General features: G+C 57.5%; 11 protein-coding genes. 6 read left to right on the top strand and 5 right to left on the bottom strand.

What is annotated here, in order from left to right; genetic code table 11:
* Positions 1 to 12 precede the first annotated feature (12 nt).
* Positions 13 to 1,941, top strand: a complete 1,929-nt coding sequence (gene dxs, locus ACR0JW_RS21350) for a 1-deoxy-D-xylulose-5-phosphate synthase (RefSeq protein ID WP_480714410.1) — start codon at positions 13 to 15, stop codon at positions 1,939 to 1,941.
* Positions 1,942 to 2,055: 114 nt separating this feature from the next.
* On the opposite strand, the gene ACR0JW_RS21355 is transcribed toward dxs, so the two are convergent.
* From ACR0JW_RS21355 to ACR0JW_RS21375, 5 genes are all read right to left on the bottom strand, one after another.
* Positions 2,056 to 5,154 carry a matrixin family metalloprotease gene (locus tag ACR0JW_RS21355; RefSeq protein ID WP_480714411.1) on the bottom strand — a complete coding sequence of 1,033 codons (3,099 nt, stop codon included), beginning with the start codon at positions 5,152 to 5,154 and terminating at the stop codon, positions 2,056 to 2,058.
* A 307-nt stretch (positions 5,155 to 5,461) separates the two neighbouring features.
* Positions 5,462 to 6,484: an ACR3 family arsenite efflux transporter gene (gene arsB, locus ACR0JW_RS21360; protein ID WP_170807192.1), complete on the bottom strand. Its 1,023-nt coding sequence runs from the start codon at positions 6,482 to 6,484 to the stop codon at positions 5,462 to 5,464.
* The gene (gene arsJ / locus ACR0JW_RS21365; protein ID WP_170682634.1) at positions 6,481 to 7,746 is read right to left on the bottom strand and encodes an organoarsenical effux MFS transporter ArsJ; all 1,266 of its coding nucleotides are present in this window, start codon (positions 7,744 to 7,746) and stop codon (positions 6,481 to 6,483) included. Before arsJ ends, arsB begins: the two co-directional genes overlap by 4 nt.
* The gene (locus ACR0JW_RS21370) at positions 7,743 to 8,741 is read right to left on the bottom strand and encodes an ArsJ-associated glyceraldehyde-3-phosphate dehydrogenase (protein WP_170612527.1); all 999 of its coding nucleotides are present in this window, start codon (positions 8,739 to 8,741) and stop codon (positions 7,743 to 7,745) included. The genes arsJ and ACR0JW_RS21370 overlap by 4 nt, the downstream gene beginning before the upstream one ends.
* Entirely contained in the window at positions 8,738 to 9,571 is an 834-nt protein-coding gene (locus tag ACR0JW_RS21375; protein WP_170682633.1) for an arsenate reductase/protein-tyrosine-phosphatase family protein, read from the bottom strand. The genes ACR0JW_RS21370 and ACR0JW_RS21375 overlap by 4 nt, the downstream gene beginning before the upstream one ends.
* A 450-nt stretch (positions 9,572 to 10,021) precedes the next feature.
* Here ACR0JW_RS21375 and ACR0JW_RS21380 point away from each other — a divergent pair, with 450 nt between their 5' ends.
* From ACR0JW_RS21380 to ACR0JW_RS21400, 5 genes are all read left to right on the top strand, one after another.
* Positions 10,022 to 11,038 (top strand): substrate-binding domain-containing protein, encoded by a 1,017-nt coding sequence (locus ACR0JW_RS21380; protein ID WP_170612488.1) that lies wholly within the window; start codon positions 10,022 to 10,024, stop codon positions 11,036 to 11,038.
* A 98-nt stretch (positions 11,039 to 11,136) separates the two neighbouring features.
* Positions 11,137 to 12,651, top strand: a complete 1,515-nt coding sequence (locus ACR0JW_RS21385; protein WP_170619046.1) for a sugar ABC transporter ATP-binding protein — start codon at positions 11,137 to 11,139, stop codon at positions 12,649 to 12,651.
* Between the two features lie 14 nt (positions 12,652 to 12,665).
* Complete coding sequence (locus tag ACR0JW_RS21390) at positions 12,666 to 13,661, top strand: ABC transporter permease (protein WP_170612492.1); 996 nt, start codon at positions 12,666 to 12,668, stop codon at positions 13,659 to 13,661.
* Positions 13,661 to 14,641 carry a sugar-binding transcriptional regulator gene (locus tag ACR0JW_RS21395; protein ID WP_170612494.1) on the top strand — a complete coding sequence of 327 codons (981 nt, stop codon included), beginning with the start codon at positions 13,661 to 13,663 and terminating at the stop codon, positions 14,639 to 14,641. The genes ACR0JW_RS21390 and ACR0JW_RS21395 overlap by 1 nt, the downstream gene beginning before the upstream one ends.
* A complete protein-coding gene (locus ACR0JW_RS21400; protein WP_170682631.1) occupies positions 14,631 to 15,626 on the top strand; it encodes an aldo/keto reductase in 996 nt (331 codons plus the stop codon). The genes ACR0JW_RS21395 and ACR0JW_RS21400 overlap by 11 nt, the downstream gene beginning before the upstream one ends.
* The last annotated feature ends 31 nt before the right edge of the window (positions 15,627 to 15,657 follow it).

Raw genomic sequence — 15,657 nt, forward strand, 5'->3', positions numbered from 1 at the left:
GGAACGCGCCAAATGTCTGACCGCCCGAATACGCCCCTGCTGGACCTTGTGAACCGCCCTGCGGACCTCAGGCGGTTCTCGGACGCGCAGTTGCATCAGGTGGCGCAGGAGCTGCGGGCCGAGACGATTTCGGCGGTTTCCGTCACCGGCGGGCATCTAGGTGCGGGATTGGGCGTGGTCGAACTAACCACGGCGTTGCATGCGGTTTTCGAAACACCGCGCGACAAGATCATCTGGGACGTCGGCCATCAGTGCTATCCGCACAAGATTTTGACCGAACGCCGCGACCGAATCCGGACCCTGCGCCAGAAAGATGGCCTGAGCGGGTTCACCAAGCGCAGCGAAAGCCCATATGACCCCTTTGGCGCGGCGCATTCCAGTACATCGATCAGTGCAGCGCTGGGCTTTGCCGTGGCGCGCGATCTGGGCGGGGTAACACCCGAAGGTCTGGGTGACGCGATTGCCGTGATCGGCGACGGGTCGATGTCGGCGGGCATGGCCTTTGAGGCGATGAACAACGCCGGCCATCTGAAGAAACGCCTGATCGTCATTCTGAACGACAATGAGATGAGCATTGCGCCACCGGTTGGTGCGCTCTCCAACTATCTGTCGCGAATTTACGCCGAAGAACCTTTCCATGATCTGAAAGCTGCCGCCAAAGGCGCGGTCTCGCTGCTGCCGGAACCGTTCCGTGAAGGCGCAAAGCGCGCCAAGGAGATGCTGAAGGGGATGGCCGTAGGGGGCACGCTGTTCGAAGAACTGGGCTTTTCCTATGTGGGACCGATCGACGGGCATGACATGGACCAGTTGCTGCCGGTGCTGCGCACCGTCAAGGCGCGGGCAACCGGGCCGATCCTGATCCATGTGTTGACCAAGAAGGGCAAAGGTTTCGCCCCGGCCGAACAGGCCCGCGACAGGGGGCACGCGACGGCGAAATTCGACGTGGTGACGGGCGAACAAAAAAAGGCACCATCCAACGCGCCGTCCTACACTTCGGTTTTCGGCAAAACGCTTGTGGAAGAGGCTGCGCGTGACGACAAGATCGTCGCGGTCACAGCCGCAATGCCGGATGGTACGGGCCTGAACCTGTTTGCCGAACGCTACCCATCGCGCTGTTTTGACGTGGCGATTGCCGAACAGCACGGGGTAACATTTGCCGCCGCACTGGCTGCAGGCGGGATGAAACCGTTCTGCGCGATGTACTCGACCTTTTTGCAGCGTGGGTATGATCAGGTTGTTCATGATGTTGCCATCCAGCGGTTGCCGGTGCGATTTGCAATCGATCGCGCCGGGCTGGTGGGCGCGGATGGCGCGACGCATGCCGGTTCGTTTGACATCGCGTACCTGGCCAATCTGCCGGGCATGGTGGTGATGGCCGCCGCTGACGAGGCAGAACTGATGCATATGGTTGCGACTGCCGCAGCCCATGACGACGGCCCTATCGCGTTCCGCTATCCGCGTGGCGAAGGTGTTGGCGTTGAACTTCCGGAACGCGGTGAAATTCTGGAAATCGGCAAGGGACGCATGATCCGGAAGGGCGCGCGCGTGGCGTTGCTGTCATTTGGCACGCGCCTGGCCGAGGTGGAGAAGGCTGCAGAATCCCTGACAGCCAAGGGGATTTCGCCGACCATTGCCGATGCCCGCTTTGCCAAACCGCTGGATCGGGACCTGATCCTGTCGCTGGCTGAGGATCACGAGGCCCTGATAACCATCGAAGAAGGTGCTCTGGGCGGGTTCGGCAGCCACGTTGCGCAACTGCTTTCGGACGAAGGGGTGTTCGACCACGGCCTCAGGTATCGCTCGATGGTTTTGCCTGACACGTTCATCGATCAGGCCAACCCGGCGGATATGTATGCCGAGGCCGGAATGAATGCCGAGCATATCGAAGCAAAAGTACTGGATGTGCTGGGTATCGCGACAATCGGCGAAAAACGCGCCTGATTTCAGTGGGCGGTTTTTAGGCCAGATCCCGGGTTTCTTACGCTTTCTGCAAAATGGCCGCAGTCATCTGTTTGACGGCGGCCATTCTCTTTTGTTTTGCAATCAGATCTCTGATCAGATCAGGAATGCATCTTCTTCCAGAGGGTCAAAGACTTCCAGCTCATCCTCCGAATGGTGTTCGAGGCTATCACTGTCCTCTGGCTGAATTTCCGAAATGTTTCGTGCGGCCAGTTCGCCATCTGTTTCGAAGAAAGGCTCCGTTTCTTCGGCGTCTTCCAGTTCCGCGATGAAGATCAGATTGTCCGTATCTTCCTCATCGACGGCGACAACATCAGGAACCGCGGCACCGCTGATAAACTGGCCAGCGCCATTCAATGTCCATTCTGCATAGCTGCCATCGGTGTTTTTCCACAAAAGCCTGTAACCGCCACCAGAGGCTTCGACATGAATGGCGTTCCATCCGCTCACACTGCCGGGGCCGATGTTTGCGCCGTTCAATGTAACCGCAATGGTCCCGTTGATCATGTACATACCTTGTGTCGAAGCACCCAAATCCGTCGATCCGGCAGTTTCGATGGAGTTTATCGTGTGCCCCGTGGTGCCATCACCGTTGATGTCAGCCCCATAGAAGATCTCAAGATCAACGACGTTGCCAACGGCACCGCCGCCGCTGTACTGACCTGCGCTGTTCAGGGTCCATTCGGCATAACTGCCGTCGCTATTCTTCCACAGCAAACGATACCCGCCACCAGAGGCTTCGACATGAATGGCGTTCCATCCGCTCACACTGCCGGGGCCGATGTTTGCGCCGTTCAATGTAACCGCAATGGTCCCGTTGATCATGTACATACCTTGTGTCGAAGCACCCAAATCCGTCGATCCGGCAGTTTCGATGGAGTTTATCGTGTGCCCCGTGGTGCCATCACCGTTGATGTCAGCCCCATAGAAGATCTCAAGATCAACGACGTTGCCAACGGCACCGCCGCCGCTGTACTGACCTGCGCTGTTCAGGGTCCATTCGGCATAACTGCCGTCGCTATTCTTCCACAGCAAACGATACCCGCCACCAGAGGCTTCGACCTGAACGGCATCCCATCCAGCCAGACCGCCGGGTGCAATTGTCGTGCCGTTCAGGGATACCGGGATACTGCCATTGATAAGGTAAGAACCCTGGGTCGAGGAGGACAGGCTTGTGGACCCGTTACTCTCAATAGGCGTCACCACATGTCCGGTAGTGCCGTCATTGTTGATATCGGCTCCATAAAAGCTTTCGACGTCAATGACGTTGGCTATTGCTGTTCCGTTGATAAACGCACCCGTCCCGTCCAGCGTCCATTCGGCATAGCTTCCGTCCGAGTTCTGCCACAGGATCCGATACCCGCCACCTGACGCTTCGGCTTGGATCGCAGACCAGCCGCCCAGCGTTCCCGGAATCACCGTTGCCCCATTTAGTGTCACAGTTGCAGTTCCGCCAATGACATAGCCGTTTTGTGTGGAAGCAACCAGGTTTACGAGACCATCGCTCTCGACTGTGGTCGAGTCATGCCCAATCAGGTTGTCGTTGTTGAAATCAACGCCATAGACGGTCTCAAGACTCACGATATTGTTGACGGTCGCTCCGCTGAGAAACTGACCCTGACCGTTGGTGGTCCATTCGGCATAGCTGCCGTCAATGTTCTGCCAAAGTACGCGGTAGCCACCAGCGCTTGCTTCCGCGTGAATGGCCTGCCAACCTGCATAGGTATTTTGGCCAACGGCCTGCCCGTTACTGGTCAGCGCGATATTCGATGCCCCCCCATCCAACACGTAGATGCCATGATTTGCGTGTTGGAGGACCGTGCCGTTCGTTTCAACATTCACGATACCCATTACCGAGTTGAGCCCGGCCCAGTTCAGGGTTTCCGCTCCATTGGAGAACTGAACAAGCTCAACGTCGGTGGCAACCGTAAACGTGACCCCGGTTGCGACATTCGTGAATTCCAGAGCCGTACCGTTGAAAATATACAGGTAACTGTTGGTCGCGCCCGTAAAACGGGCAACGTCACTGGCCAAACCACCTGAAAACGACCCGGCGTTGCTGGTTACGACTACGATGTCGTTGCCGCTACCGCCATCTACGGTATCGGCCCCGGTTCCGGAAGCGACAAATATCGTATCGTCACCAGTTCCTCCGAATAGCCAGTTGTCGTTGATACCATCGGAAACCGAATAGATAGTATCGTTGCCCCCGTACCCATGCAGCACGTTTTGCACGTCGTTGCCGGTGATGGTGTCGGCGCCCCATCCGCCTGATGCGTTTTCGATTACGGTGCCTTGCGCAATGGTAAATCCACCCTGAACACCAACAACATAGGAGACTACCCCCCCGCCGGTATCCGAGTAGTCAATTGTCGCGCCACGCAGGTCGATTACCGCGCTTGACCCTCCAGTATGTTGGATCGTATCGTTGCCCCCCGTATCCCACAGCGACTGATATCCGACCCCGGCCATGTTGTTTGAAGGCAGAGTGTAAACACTGTCGCCGGACGCATAAGTTGTGTTCGCACCATAAAGGGCCTGAAGGGCTGCGATGTCCAATGCGCCCAGCCCTGTCGATCCGCCATATTGCGCATTGGAATACAGATTGCCGTTCACCTGCGTCCAGCCGTCATTGTATGACATGACGGTATATACGCCCTGGTTCAGGTTGTTTGCTCCGTAACTATCGAATGCTGAAGTCACACCGGGCAGAATGTCGGTACCCAGGGTTGTGTCGTGCGGATGGCCCAACCCCAATGCATGACCAATTTCATGCAGGATGGTTGTGAAGAAATAGGCACCCGGTACTGCGTTACCACCTGAACCTGCCGTCCACCAGTCGGTGCTGAATGCACCTTCAGACGGGCCGCTGCCCGGAGAATAGTGATAGCCCAGCGTGTTGGTGGAAAACCCTTCGTTAACGAAGAAGCTGCTCGGGGCAATGTACTCGACAAGGTCCGCCGTGTTTGGATTGGCAGTTTCAACAAATTTGATGTTTGCGACGGACTCGATGACCGCAAGCGCCATTCTGAACTCAGTTTTATAGGCTTCAGTCCATGCTTGAGTACCAGCTTTTTGGTCAAAACTGTAAGTGATGGTTGTCACTGTCGCATCATTGCCGTCGCCATAGGCCCAGTTGCCTTGAATGGCGCTCAGCGGAGAAGAAGAAGATGGTCCGGGAACATATACGGTCATCAGGTGGCCTCGAAATCGGTGCTTGTGTTTTCCAGCTCAATTCACGGCTAAGTTGTCGGTTTCATGGCAATAGCTGTCTGCGGAACAAAAATTATCTAAACAACTCCTTAAGTCCAGAGTGTCTGAAGCAAATTGCGGGCCGAGGGTCCATTCTGAAGGTGAGTTCAGAGAGCGCAAAAAATGCAACTTTTGGAGAAAAACTTATCTTTCATTGGCTTTGCGGATCCGGCAACTCCCCAAAAAAACGCCTGCTTATATTTTTTGTCATCCGGCGCTTTTTTCTGCGCACCTGTTCAATACAGCGACTTCAACTTTCTGCACGCTGTTGAACCGAAACGCGCGTCCTGTTGGCGAAAGCAACCAGTGACAGCATCACCGGAACTTCGACCAGAACCCCGACCACAGTCGCCAGAGCGGCACCGGAATTGAGGCCGAACAGGCTGATGGCGACGGCAACCGCCAGTTCGAAAAAATTCGAGGTTCCGATCATGGCGCAGGGTGCGGCGATGCGATGCGGAACTTTCAGCGCATAGGCCGCGCCATAGGCAAGCGCGAAGATACCATAGCTCTGAATCAGGATTGGAACAGCGATCAGCAAGATGACAAGCGGTTTCGAGAGGATTGTCTCTCCTTGCAGGCCGAAAAGGATGACGACGGTTGCGATCAGGCCCATGACCGACCACGGCTTGACACGCGCTGAAAAGGCGTCAATCGCCGCTTGCGAGCCCAATTTGCGACGGGTGATCAGCCCGGCAATCAGGGGCAGGACCACGTACAGCACGGTTGCCAGAACCAGGGTTTGCCACGGCACCGAGATGTCCGTTACGCCCAGCAGAAAGGCAACAATTGGCGCGAAAGCCACGACCATGATGAGGTCATTCACTGACACCTGAACCAGCGTATAGGTCGCATCGCCCCGGGTCAGTTGAGACCAGACGAACACCATCGCCGTGCAGGGCGCAGCGCCAAGCAAGATAAGGCCCGCTGTGTATTGGGCAGCATCCTCGGGTTCGATCCACGGGGCAAAAACGTAATCGAAGAACAGGACCGCCAGCAGCGCCATGGTAAAGGGTTTAATCAGCCAGTTGACCGTCAGGGTAACGATCAGTCCGCGGGGCTGGCGTGCCACGCCCGCCACCGCGCCGAAATCGACGCCGACCATCATCGGATAAACCATCGCCCAGATCAGTACAGCCACCACAAGGTTGACACTGGCCACCTCGGCCGAGGCAATCAGCCCGACCAGTCCAGGCGCGGCAAGCCCGATCAAAACACCTGCGACCATGGCTATAGCAACCCAGACGGACAGGAAGCGTTCAAAAACAGTCATGAGAGGGCCTCGGACGTCTGGTCGATGAGTTTGCCGGATGTCAGAGCAGCAGCGGCGACCATCACCGCCGCCGTTCCCAGAACAAGCGGCAGGCCCCCGACCTGATAGGTGAGGCCGGACAGGACGGTGCCGATCAGGCGGCCCGTCGCGTTGGCCATGTAATAAAACCCCACATCCATCGTGACCCGCTCCGAATGGGTGAAGGCCAGGATGAGGTAGGAGTGCAATGCGGAATTGACGGCGAAGATCGCGCCGAACGCCAGCAAGCCCAGAACCAGCGTCGCGGTCAGCCATGTCTCGGGACCCGAAGACAGCAGAACCGCCAGCGTTAGAGCCGCAGGAACACAGAACAGGGTCGCGGCCCAATTGCGTGCGGCCTGGATCAGGTCGCCCTCGCTGCGCTCTGCCGCGTGCAGGACTTTCGGCGCACTGGCCTGTACCGCCCCGTACAGGATCACCCACACAGCCATGAAGGTTCCGATCATGAAGAACGCGGCGCGGTTGCCTTCGTCAGTTCCGTCCGACAAAACGGCATAGAAATAGATCGGGATACCGACCACAAACCAGACGTCCCGCGCGCCGAAAAGAAAGACGCGTGCCAAGGACAGCCAGTTCACATTGGCGGACTTCGAGAAGACCTCGGAGAATTTTGCGCCTTTGCGTCCTTTGGGCAGGCCGGGCGGCATCAGAACGAAGACTGCGATCAGAATGAATGCAAGCACAATGGCCATGGCCAGCGTGGCCCACATAAAGCCCAGCGTCGCCAGCAACCCGGCCCCCAGCAGAAAACCCAACCCCTTCACCGCATTCTTCGATCCGGTGAGGATGGCGACCCAACGAAACAGCCCGTCGCCTTCGGCCGGCGCCAGCAGCTTCACTGCGGATTTTGAAGACATTTTGGCCAGATCCTTGGCGATCCCGCTCGCCCCCTGAACGATCATCACAAAGGCTACTTTGGCCGAAATATCCCAGTTAGGGTCTAACTGCGCCAGGGCAAGCAGCGCCGCGACCTGCAAGCAAAGCCCCGCGTAAAGCGTTGATGCCAACCCGAACCGCGCCGCGATCCAGCCGGCCGCCAGGTTCGTGCCCATCCCGGCGACTTCATACAGGACAAACAGATATGCCAGCTGCACCGGCGAGAACCCCATGGTATGAAAGTGCAGCAACACCAGCATACGCAAGGCTCCATCGGTCAGCATAAAGGCCCAATAGGCCGCCGTGACCGCGATATAGGCCGACAGTCCTTCGGGCCGCTGGGTCACAGCGCGTTTCCAACCATCATTGCGACGTCCACCAGACGGTGTGCGTAACCCATTTCATTGTCGTACCACGCGTAGACCTTCACCTGCGTCCCGTTCACCACCATGGTCGACGGCGCATCGATGATCGAAGACCGTTCGTCATTGGTGTAGTCGGTCGAAACCAGCGGCCGGGTTTCATAACCCAGAATACCTTTCAGCTCACCTTCGGCTGCAGATTTGAAGAATGCGTTGACCTCCTCGGCGGTGGTTTCACGTTCCACTTCGAATACGCAATCGGTCAGCGAGGCGTTCAGCAGCGGCACCCGCACTGCATGGCCATTCAACCGCCCTTTCAGTTCCGGATAGATCAGCGTGATCGCCGTGGCCGATCCGGTGGTGGTCGGAATCAGCGAGTTCAGCGCGGACCGGGCGCGGCGCAGGTCTTTGGCGGGGCGGTCTACAATGGTCTGTGTGTTGGTCACGTCATGGATTGTCGTCATTGAACCGTGGCGGATGCCGAGGTTTTCGTGAATGACCTTCACAACTGGCGCCAGACAATTGGTGGTGCAGGAGGCCGCCGTCACGATGTGATGCGTGGCGGGGTCATAGGTGTCTTCGTTCACGCCCATGACGATATTGGCGGTGGGGCCGTCCTTGACCGGGGCCGAAACAACGACCTTCTTCACGCCCGCCTCAAAATACGGAGCCAGCTTGGCTTCGGTTTTGAATACGCCGGTGCAGTCGATCACCACATCGACACCGTCCAGTGGCAAGGCGTTCAGGTCTTTGGTTCCGATGAAGGGCAGGCGCGTCCCGTTGACCGTGACGCTGTCCGCATCATGCGCAAATGTTGCGTCCCAGCGCCCGTGCACAGTGTCGAACTCCAGCAGATGCGCATGCATCGCCGGGTCGCCAACTGCGTCATTGATCCAGGCGATCCTGGCGCCCTTGTCCAGCAAAGGCTTCAGCGCCAGTTTTCCCATCCGGCCCAGGCCGTTCACAGCATATGTCGTCATTTCATGTCCCCGGCGATATTCCTGCCGATGTCATCGACAGCAGATTGCAATGCGATCCGGTCGAGGCTTTCGACCGGCAACGATATAAAGGTTTCGATGCGCCGTTTGAGCGCGCCGTAAGCGTTCTGAAAGGCCAGCGCTTTTTCCGCGTCGGTACCCTGCGCCTTGACAGGGTCGACCATGCCCCAATGGCCGCTGATCGGCTGGCCCTCCCAGGCCGGGCATTCCTCGTTGGCTGCCTGATTGCAGACGGTAAAGACAAAATCCATTTCCGGGGCGTCGGCCTCGAAAAACTCGGACATATGTTTGGAACGCAGGAACGAAACGTCATGTCCCTTATCCTTCAGAACCTGAACGGCGAACGGATTCAGTTCAGAGGTGGGCTGGGTTCCTGCGGAATAGACATTGAAACGATCCGGTCCAAGGGACCGCAGCAACGACTCCGCAAATATCGAGCGGGCGGAATTGCCGACACACAGAAACAATACGTTGTACTTGCGCTCGGTCTTGGCACCATCTCCTTTTGTGAAGGGCATGCAGATATCCGGCCGGCCACGGCAGCAATCGACGATCAGAAAGTCAAGCATGCGCTGCACGTTCGTCATTTCAACCGAATAGAGCAAAGAGGTTCCGGACCGCGTTTGTGACACCAGGCCCGACCGCTGCAGAGCGTTGAGGTAGTTGGACATCGTGCTGGGCTTGATGCCCAGTTCGGTTGCCAGCTCTCCTGCGGGCACAGTATCGGGAAACCGCCGCATCAACATGCGGAAAACGGTTATCCGCTGCGGGTGTCCCAGGATTGACAACTGTTCTGTGATTCTTTCTATCATATTTCATGAAATATTGAATTACAGGTGGCGCGTCAATCGGGCGGCGGCTGTTTTTGGATATTCTTCAGGGACAGGAAAACTACAGTTCCGCGTATGCGAAGCAGATCTGATCCGATCTTCCAGACAGTTTTCCGGAAGACTTCGCTCGTCTGGTTTTACTCTCAATTTAGTCGAGCACGTCAGCTCCGCAGGAGTAAAGCTATGGCAGTGGGTATAAGACTGCCGAGAGCGACCGATCCGCGCGTGCCCATTCGATATTAGCTATCCAGGACACTCAGGCGAAATAAATTTCACCACAGAAAATTTTTGTCAAAAATTATTGACGCCACCAATGCATCACCCTTAGACAGGGAGTGTGCAATAAACATCACATACAGAAATTTCTTGCACAGTTGGTGCTGAACGAACAATGCGCCGCAGTCGCAGGAGCATTCTGCAGGGAGGAAACCAATGAACATCAAGAAGGCAAACAGTATTATTGCGTCCGCCGCGTTGGCGGTTGCCGGGGCTTCTGCCGCGCCAGCGCAGGCCGAAAGCATCATGTGCGAACCCGATGAGACATACATCATGAACGTGATGGTCTCGGGTCATCCCTATTGGGTGCCGGTATACCAGGGCTTCAAACAGGCTGCCGAGGCGTTTGGTTGCAAAACCGTGTTCTCAGGCACGCCGGATTACGACATCACCAAGCAGATCGCCTCGTTCGAGCAGGATCTGGTGAAGCAGCCTGCAGGTGTTCTGTTGCACCCGATGCAGTCCGATCCATTTATCGAGCCGATCAATCGCGCTGTCGACAATGGCACCGAGATCGTCACCTTTGCCGCCGACAGCCCAAGCTCAAAGCGCACCGGCTATATCACCTCGGACAACCATGCCGAGGCGAAGTTCGCGGCTGAAGAGATCGTCAAACAAGTAGGTGACAGCGCCGAATACGCGGTTCTCGAGAATCCGGGACAGTCAAACCACGATCTGCGCGTCACGTCGCTGATTGCATACATGGAAGACAATTATCCGAACATGAAACTGGTCGGACGTCAGGCCACGAACCAGGACAGCAATGCGGCCTACCGCGCGACAGCCTCGATCATTCAGGCCAATCCGAATGTGGCGGCGATCTGGATTCCCGAAGCAGGTTCTGCCGAAGGTGCTGTTGCGGCGAAGCTGGAAGCTGGCTCGGACCTTCTGATCATGCACGCGGATGTGACGCCCACCACGTTGGAACACATCCGAGCGGGCAACATCCACATGTCGCTGAACCCAAACCAGGGTGTACAGGGCTTCATGGGCTTTATGGCGGTGCATCTGGCAAACCGGTCGGACATTTTCGATCCGTTCAACGATTGGCGGACCAGCGGTTTCAACCCGGTACAGATACCGTTCGTGGACAATGGCTTTGCAGTCATCACTAAGGACAACGCGGACAGCTTTGACCTGAACGTCTACATGGAAGGTCGTGATCCGGCCTGATCCGAGAGCTCCCCGACGAGCCGCCCGCGCAGTTCCAAATCAGTTCGCGGGCGGTTCAGGACATCAATCAAAAAAGAGACACCCGAACAGGTGGTGCAATGCAAGACGATGTGATCCTTCGGATATCGAACCTCAGCAAGTCCTTTGGCCCGGTCAAAGCGCTGCGCGGGATCGACTTTGAACTCCGCAAAGGAGAAATCCACGCGATTGCAGGGGAAAACGGTGCAGGAAAATCGACACTGATGAACGTCATTGACGGGATTTTGCAACCGGACAGCGGCCAGATCGTTCTCGACGGCATGCCGGTCAAAATCTCGTCACCCACGATGGCGCAGCAACTGGGTATCGGCTTTGTCCATCAGGAGATCGCTCTGTGCCCGGATGTGTCGGTGGCAGAGAACATCTTCATGGCCAAAACCAATATCAGCCGGTCATGGCTGATGGATTACAAGAAACTGGAGCGTGATGCGGTCGATGTGTTCCGCCAACTCAGCGACATCGATCCTTCGGTTCTGGTTAAGAACCTTTCGATCTCCAACCAGCAACTGGTTGAGATTGCAAAGGCCCTGACGCTGGATTGCCGCATTCTGATCCTTGACGAGCCTACAGCCGCACTCACGGAATCCGAGGCTCGGACACTGTTCGGGATCATGCGCAATCTGGCGGATCAGGGGATTTCCATCATCTATATCTCGCATCGAATGGTTGAGATCTTTGACAACTGCGACCGGGTTTCGGTGTTCCGGGATGGCCAGCACATCGTCACGCGGAATGTGGCCGACATACAACCCGGTGACGTGGTGAATGCAATGGTCGGACGGGTGATCGATGACCTGTACCCCAAGAAACAAGGCACCCCGTCAGACGAGGTGATCCTGGACGTGCGCAACCTTACCGAGGCGACGCGGTTCCGCGATATATCGTTCACCCTGAACAAGGGTGAAATCCTGGGCATTGCAGGACTTATCGGTGCAGGCCGCAGCGAGATCGCAAAGGCAATCTGCAAGCTGGAAGGGGATGCGTCCGGACAGGTTTGGCTGAATGGCGAAGAACTCAGGTTGCGCAACTATCAGGACAGTATCGCCAAGGGGATGGTGTACCTGTCCGAGGACCGCAAAGGCGATGGGGTTTTCCTTGAATTGCCAATCGCCGCCAACGTCTCGGCCCTGAAGCTTGAACAGGTGGCCAACGGACTTGGCCTGATCCAACCCGCAGCGGAAACGGCCCAGGCCGAAGCGCTCGGGCGCACGCTGAACCTGAAATGCGGATCGTTGAGCGACCCGGTGTCCTCGCTTTCGGGCGGAAATCAGCAAAAAGTGGCGCTTGCCAAGATGCTTTCGGTCAACCCGCGTCTGATTTTTCTGGATGAACCGACCCGCGGTGTCGACGTTGGCGCAAAGTCTGAAATCCACCGCATTCTGCGTGACCTCGCGAATGAGGGCGTGGGGATCGTCGTGATTTCTTCGGAACTGCCCGAACTGATTGGTGTCTGCGACCGTGTGCTGGTTGTGCGTGAAGGGCGCATCAGCGGGCAGGTCACAGGCGACAAAATGACGGAAAAAAACATCATGCATCTGGCTTCCATTGCGGAAGTGCAGGCTTCGGTCGCATGAGCGGAGGGACGAATATGGACAACACGGTGAACCTGACCCAAGCGGGAACCGCCGAAAGCATACCGCCGCTGAAACGCCTGTTTCATATGCGCGAAACGGGGTTGATTGTCATCATTCTGGCGTTGTTTTTGATCATGTCCTTCGCCTCCCCCTATTTCCTGACTTGGGCAAATATGCGGGCGATGTCGATGGCCTTTGCGGTGGACGGACTGCTGGTGATCGGCATGACAATCCTGCTGATCTCGGGGGGGATCGACTTGTCGGTCGGTTCGGTCACGGCGCTGGCCATGGTGATCGCGGGGTGGCTTTTCCTGAGCGGGGTGAACCCGTGGGTAGCCTCGGCCATGGCGATCGCGCTGTGTACGGCCATCGGGGCCTTTATGGGGTTCTTCGTAACCCGAGTTGGGCTGCATCATTTCATCGTATCGTTGGCGATCATGGTAATTGCGCGGGGGGCTTGCCTGTTGTTCACGGGTGGACGGCCGCTGGGGCTGTATACTCTGCCGCCCGAATTCAAATTCATCGGACAGGGATCGGTCGGGCCGATCCCGATAGTGATCATCATTTTCCTTGTCTTCGTGATCGCCTTTGATTTCATGCTGCGGCGCACGACCATGTTCCGGAAGGTGTTCTATACCGGTTCCAACGAAAAGGCCGCGGCCTATTCGGGCATCCGCACGAAGAAGGTGATCTTTCTGACCACCACGTTGTGTTCAACGCTCTGTGGCGTGGCGGGTATCATCTACATGGCCCGGTTCGGCTCGGCGCAGCCGACGTTCGGGTTGGGGCTGGAACTGACCATCATCGCCGCTGCCGTGATCGGCGGGGCCAGTCTGAATGGCGGCTCGGGGTCGATCCTTGGCGCAATCCTCGGCGTCATCCTGTTGTCGCTGGTGTCCAGTTCGCTGGCGCTGCTGGACGTGTCGGTCTACTGGCAGGACATCATCCGTGGGTCGATCCTGCTGGCGGCGGTCACCATCGACCACTACTTGAACAAGAGGCGCGGGTGATGGTGGGCAAGAAGAAAGACTTCGAACTGATCCGGCAGATCCACACCGTTCTGGTTCTGCATTACCTGGAAGGTCAGAAGCAGGCCGATATTGCCCGGACGCTGAACCTGTCGAACTCGAAGGTCAATCGCCTGATCACACAGGGCCGCAATATGGGCATGGTAAAGATTGACATCGAAAGCCCGTTCGAGACGTTGATGGATATCGAACGTGATCTGGCCCGGTCGACCGGTCTGAGCGACGCCATCGTCACCCCGTCGGTCGCCGGCAGCGCCGAGACGACCCTGCAGCAGGTCGGCCGCGCTGCCGCCAATCATCTGGTTGAAACCCTGCGGGATGGGGATGTCATCGCAATCACCGGCGGCAAGGCCGTCAGTGCAACAGTCGAGGCGCTGGAACCCGAGCGTGATTTTGACGTGACCGTTGTACCGCTGACGGGGGGTATTCAGGGCAAGTACTACACGGACGTTAACCATCTGGCGACGCAGATGGCAGACCGGTTGGGCGGCAAAACCATGCTGTTGCACGCACCGCTGTTCGCCGAAAGCCGTGAACAGCGCGACATGCTGGAACAGGTCTCCTCGATCCGCGAGGTACTGGACCTGGCCCGCCGGGCAGATGTCGCTCTGGTCGGGGTCGGATCGATCGAGCCGGAAGGCTCCAGCTATTACGACCTGCACCCTGTGCCCGAGGCGGATCGCAAGATGCTGGTGGGCATGGGCGTGATCGGAGAGCTCCTGGCCCATCTCATCCATATCGACGGGTCTGTGTCGAACTATGCACTGAACTCGCGATTGGTGTCGGTTTCACCATCCGATCTGGCGCAATGCTCGCGCGTGATCGGGGTCAGTGCAGGGGCGCAGAAAGTGCAGCCAATCAAGGCGGTGCTGAACGGAAAGTTTCTCAACTCGCTGATCCTGGACGAAGATACAGCGACCGCAGTCATACAAGAAATGGAAGGAACACGGGATGTCGCATGAGATGCTGACACGGGAAATCGGAACGTCTGGGATCGAAGCATCGGTCATCGGGCTGGGCACATGGGCCATCGGTGGCTGGATGTGGGGCGGCACGGACGAGGCGAAGTCCATTGCGGCAATTCAGGCTTCGGTCGATGCGGGGGTGACGCTGATCGACACGGCCCCCGCTTATGGTCAGGGCGTCGCTGAGGACATTGTTGGCAAGGCGCTTAAGGGTCGGCGCGACAAGGTCGTGCTGGCCACGAAATGCGGGCTGGTCTGGCATACACAAAAGGGCAACCACTTCTTCGACTATGACGGCAAGCCGGTGCATCGCTATCTGGGCAAGGACGCGATCATCCATGAGGTCGAGCAGAGCCTGACCCGCCTGGGCACCGACTACATCGACCACTACATCACCCACTGGCAGGACCCGACCACACCCATTGCCGAGACGATGGAGGCGCTGGAAACCCTGAAACAGCAAGGCAAGATCCGCTCGATCGGGGCCAGCAATACCTCGGTCGACGAGGTACGGGTCTATGTGGCCGCGGGGCAGTTGGACGCCATCCAGGAAGAATACTCGATGGTCAAGCGCGACATCGAAGGCACTTTGCTGCCGGTGTGCCGTGAGAATGGCGTATCCGTGCTCAGCTATTCCTCGCTGGCACTTGGGTTGCTCAGCGGCAAGATCGGTCCGGATCGTGAGTTTACCGGCGATGATCAGCGCAAGGACAACCCGCGCTTTTCCATGGCGAACCGACAGAAAGTGGCGGACCTGATGGCGACCATCGCACCGATTGCCGAAGGACATGACGCGACGCTGGCACAGACTGTCATCGCATGGACGGTACAGCAGCCGGGGATCACCTTCTCACTTTGCGGTGCGCGGGATGCAGCACAGGCAGTCGAGAATGCGAAGGCAGGGCGGCTGCGCCTGACCGAAGCCGAGATCGCCGAGATCGACACCCAAGCCCGCGCGCATCTGAGCGATCTGGACAGCTGAACCATCGAAGCCTTCGCGAAAAACAGGACCA

It is taken from the genome of Ruegeria sp. BG6 (genome assembly GCF_056538465.1).

Coding starts and splice junctions, on each gene's coding strand:
- dxs (WP_480714410.1), top strand. CDS start 13: ATGTCTGACCGCCCGAATACGCCCCTGCTGGACCTTGTGAACCGCCCT.
- ACR0JW_RS21355 (WP_480714411.1), bottom strand. CDS start 5,154: ATGACCGTATATGTTCCCGGACCATCTTCTTCTTCTCCGCTGAGCGCC.
- arsB (WP_170807192.1), bottom strand. CDS start 6,484: ATGACTGTTTTTGAACGCTTCCTGTCCGTCTGGGTTGCTATAGCCATG.
- ACR0JW_RS21370 (WP_170612527.1), bottom strand. CDS start 8,741: ATGACGACATATGCTGTGAACGGCCTGGGCCGGATGGGAAAACTGGCG.
- ACR0JW_RS21375 (WP_170682633.1), bottom strand. CDS start 9,571: ATGATAGAAAGAATCACAGAACAGTTGTCAATCCTGGGACACCCGCAG.
- ACR0JW_RS21380 (WP_170612488.1), top strand. CDS start 10,022: ATGAACATCAAGAAGGCAAACAGTATTATTGCGTCCGCCGCGTTGGCG.
- ACR0JW_RS21385 (WP_170619046.1), top strand. CDS start 11,137: ATGCAAGACGATGTGATCCTTCGGATATCGAACCTCAGCAAGTCCTTT.
- ACR0JW_RS21390 (WP_170612492.1), top strand. CDS start 12,666: ATGGACAACACGGTGAACCTGACCCAAGCGGGAACCGCCGAAAGCATA.
- ACR0JW_RS21395 (WP_170612494.1), top strand. CDS start 13,661: ATGGTGGGCAAGAAGAAAGACTTCGAACTGATCCGGCAGATCCACACC.
- ACR0JW_RS21400 (WP_170682631.1), top strand. CDS start 14,631: ATGTCGCATGAGATGCTGACACGGGAAATCGGAACGTCTGGGATCGAA.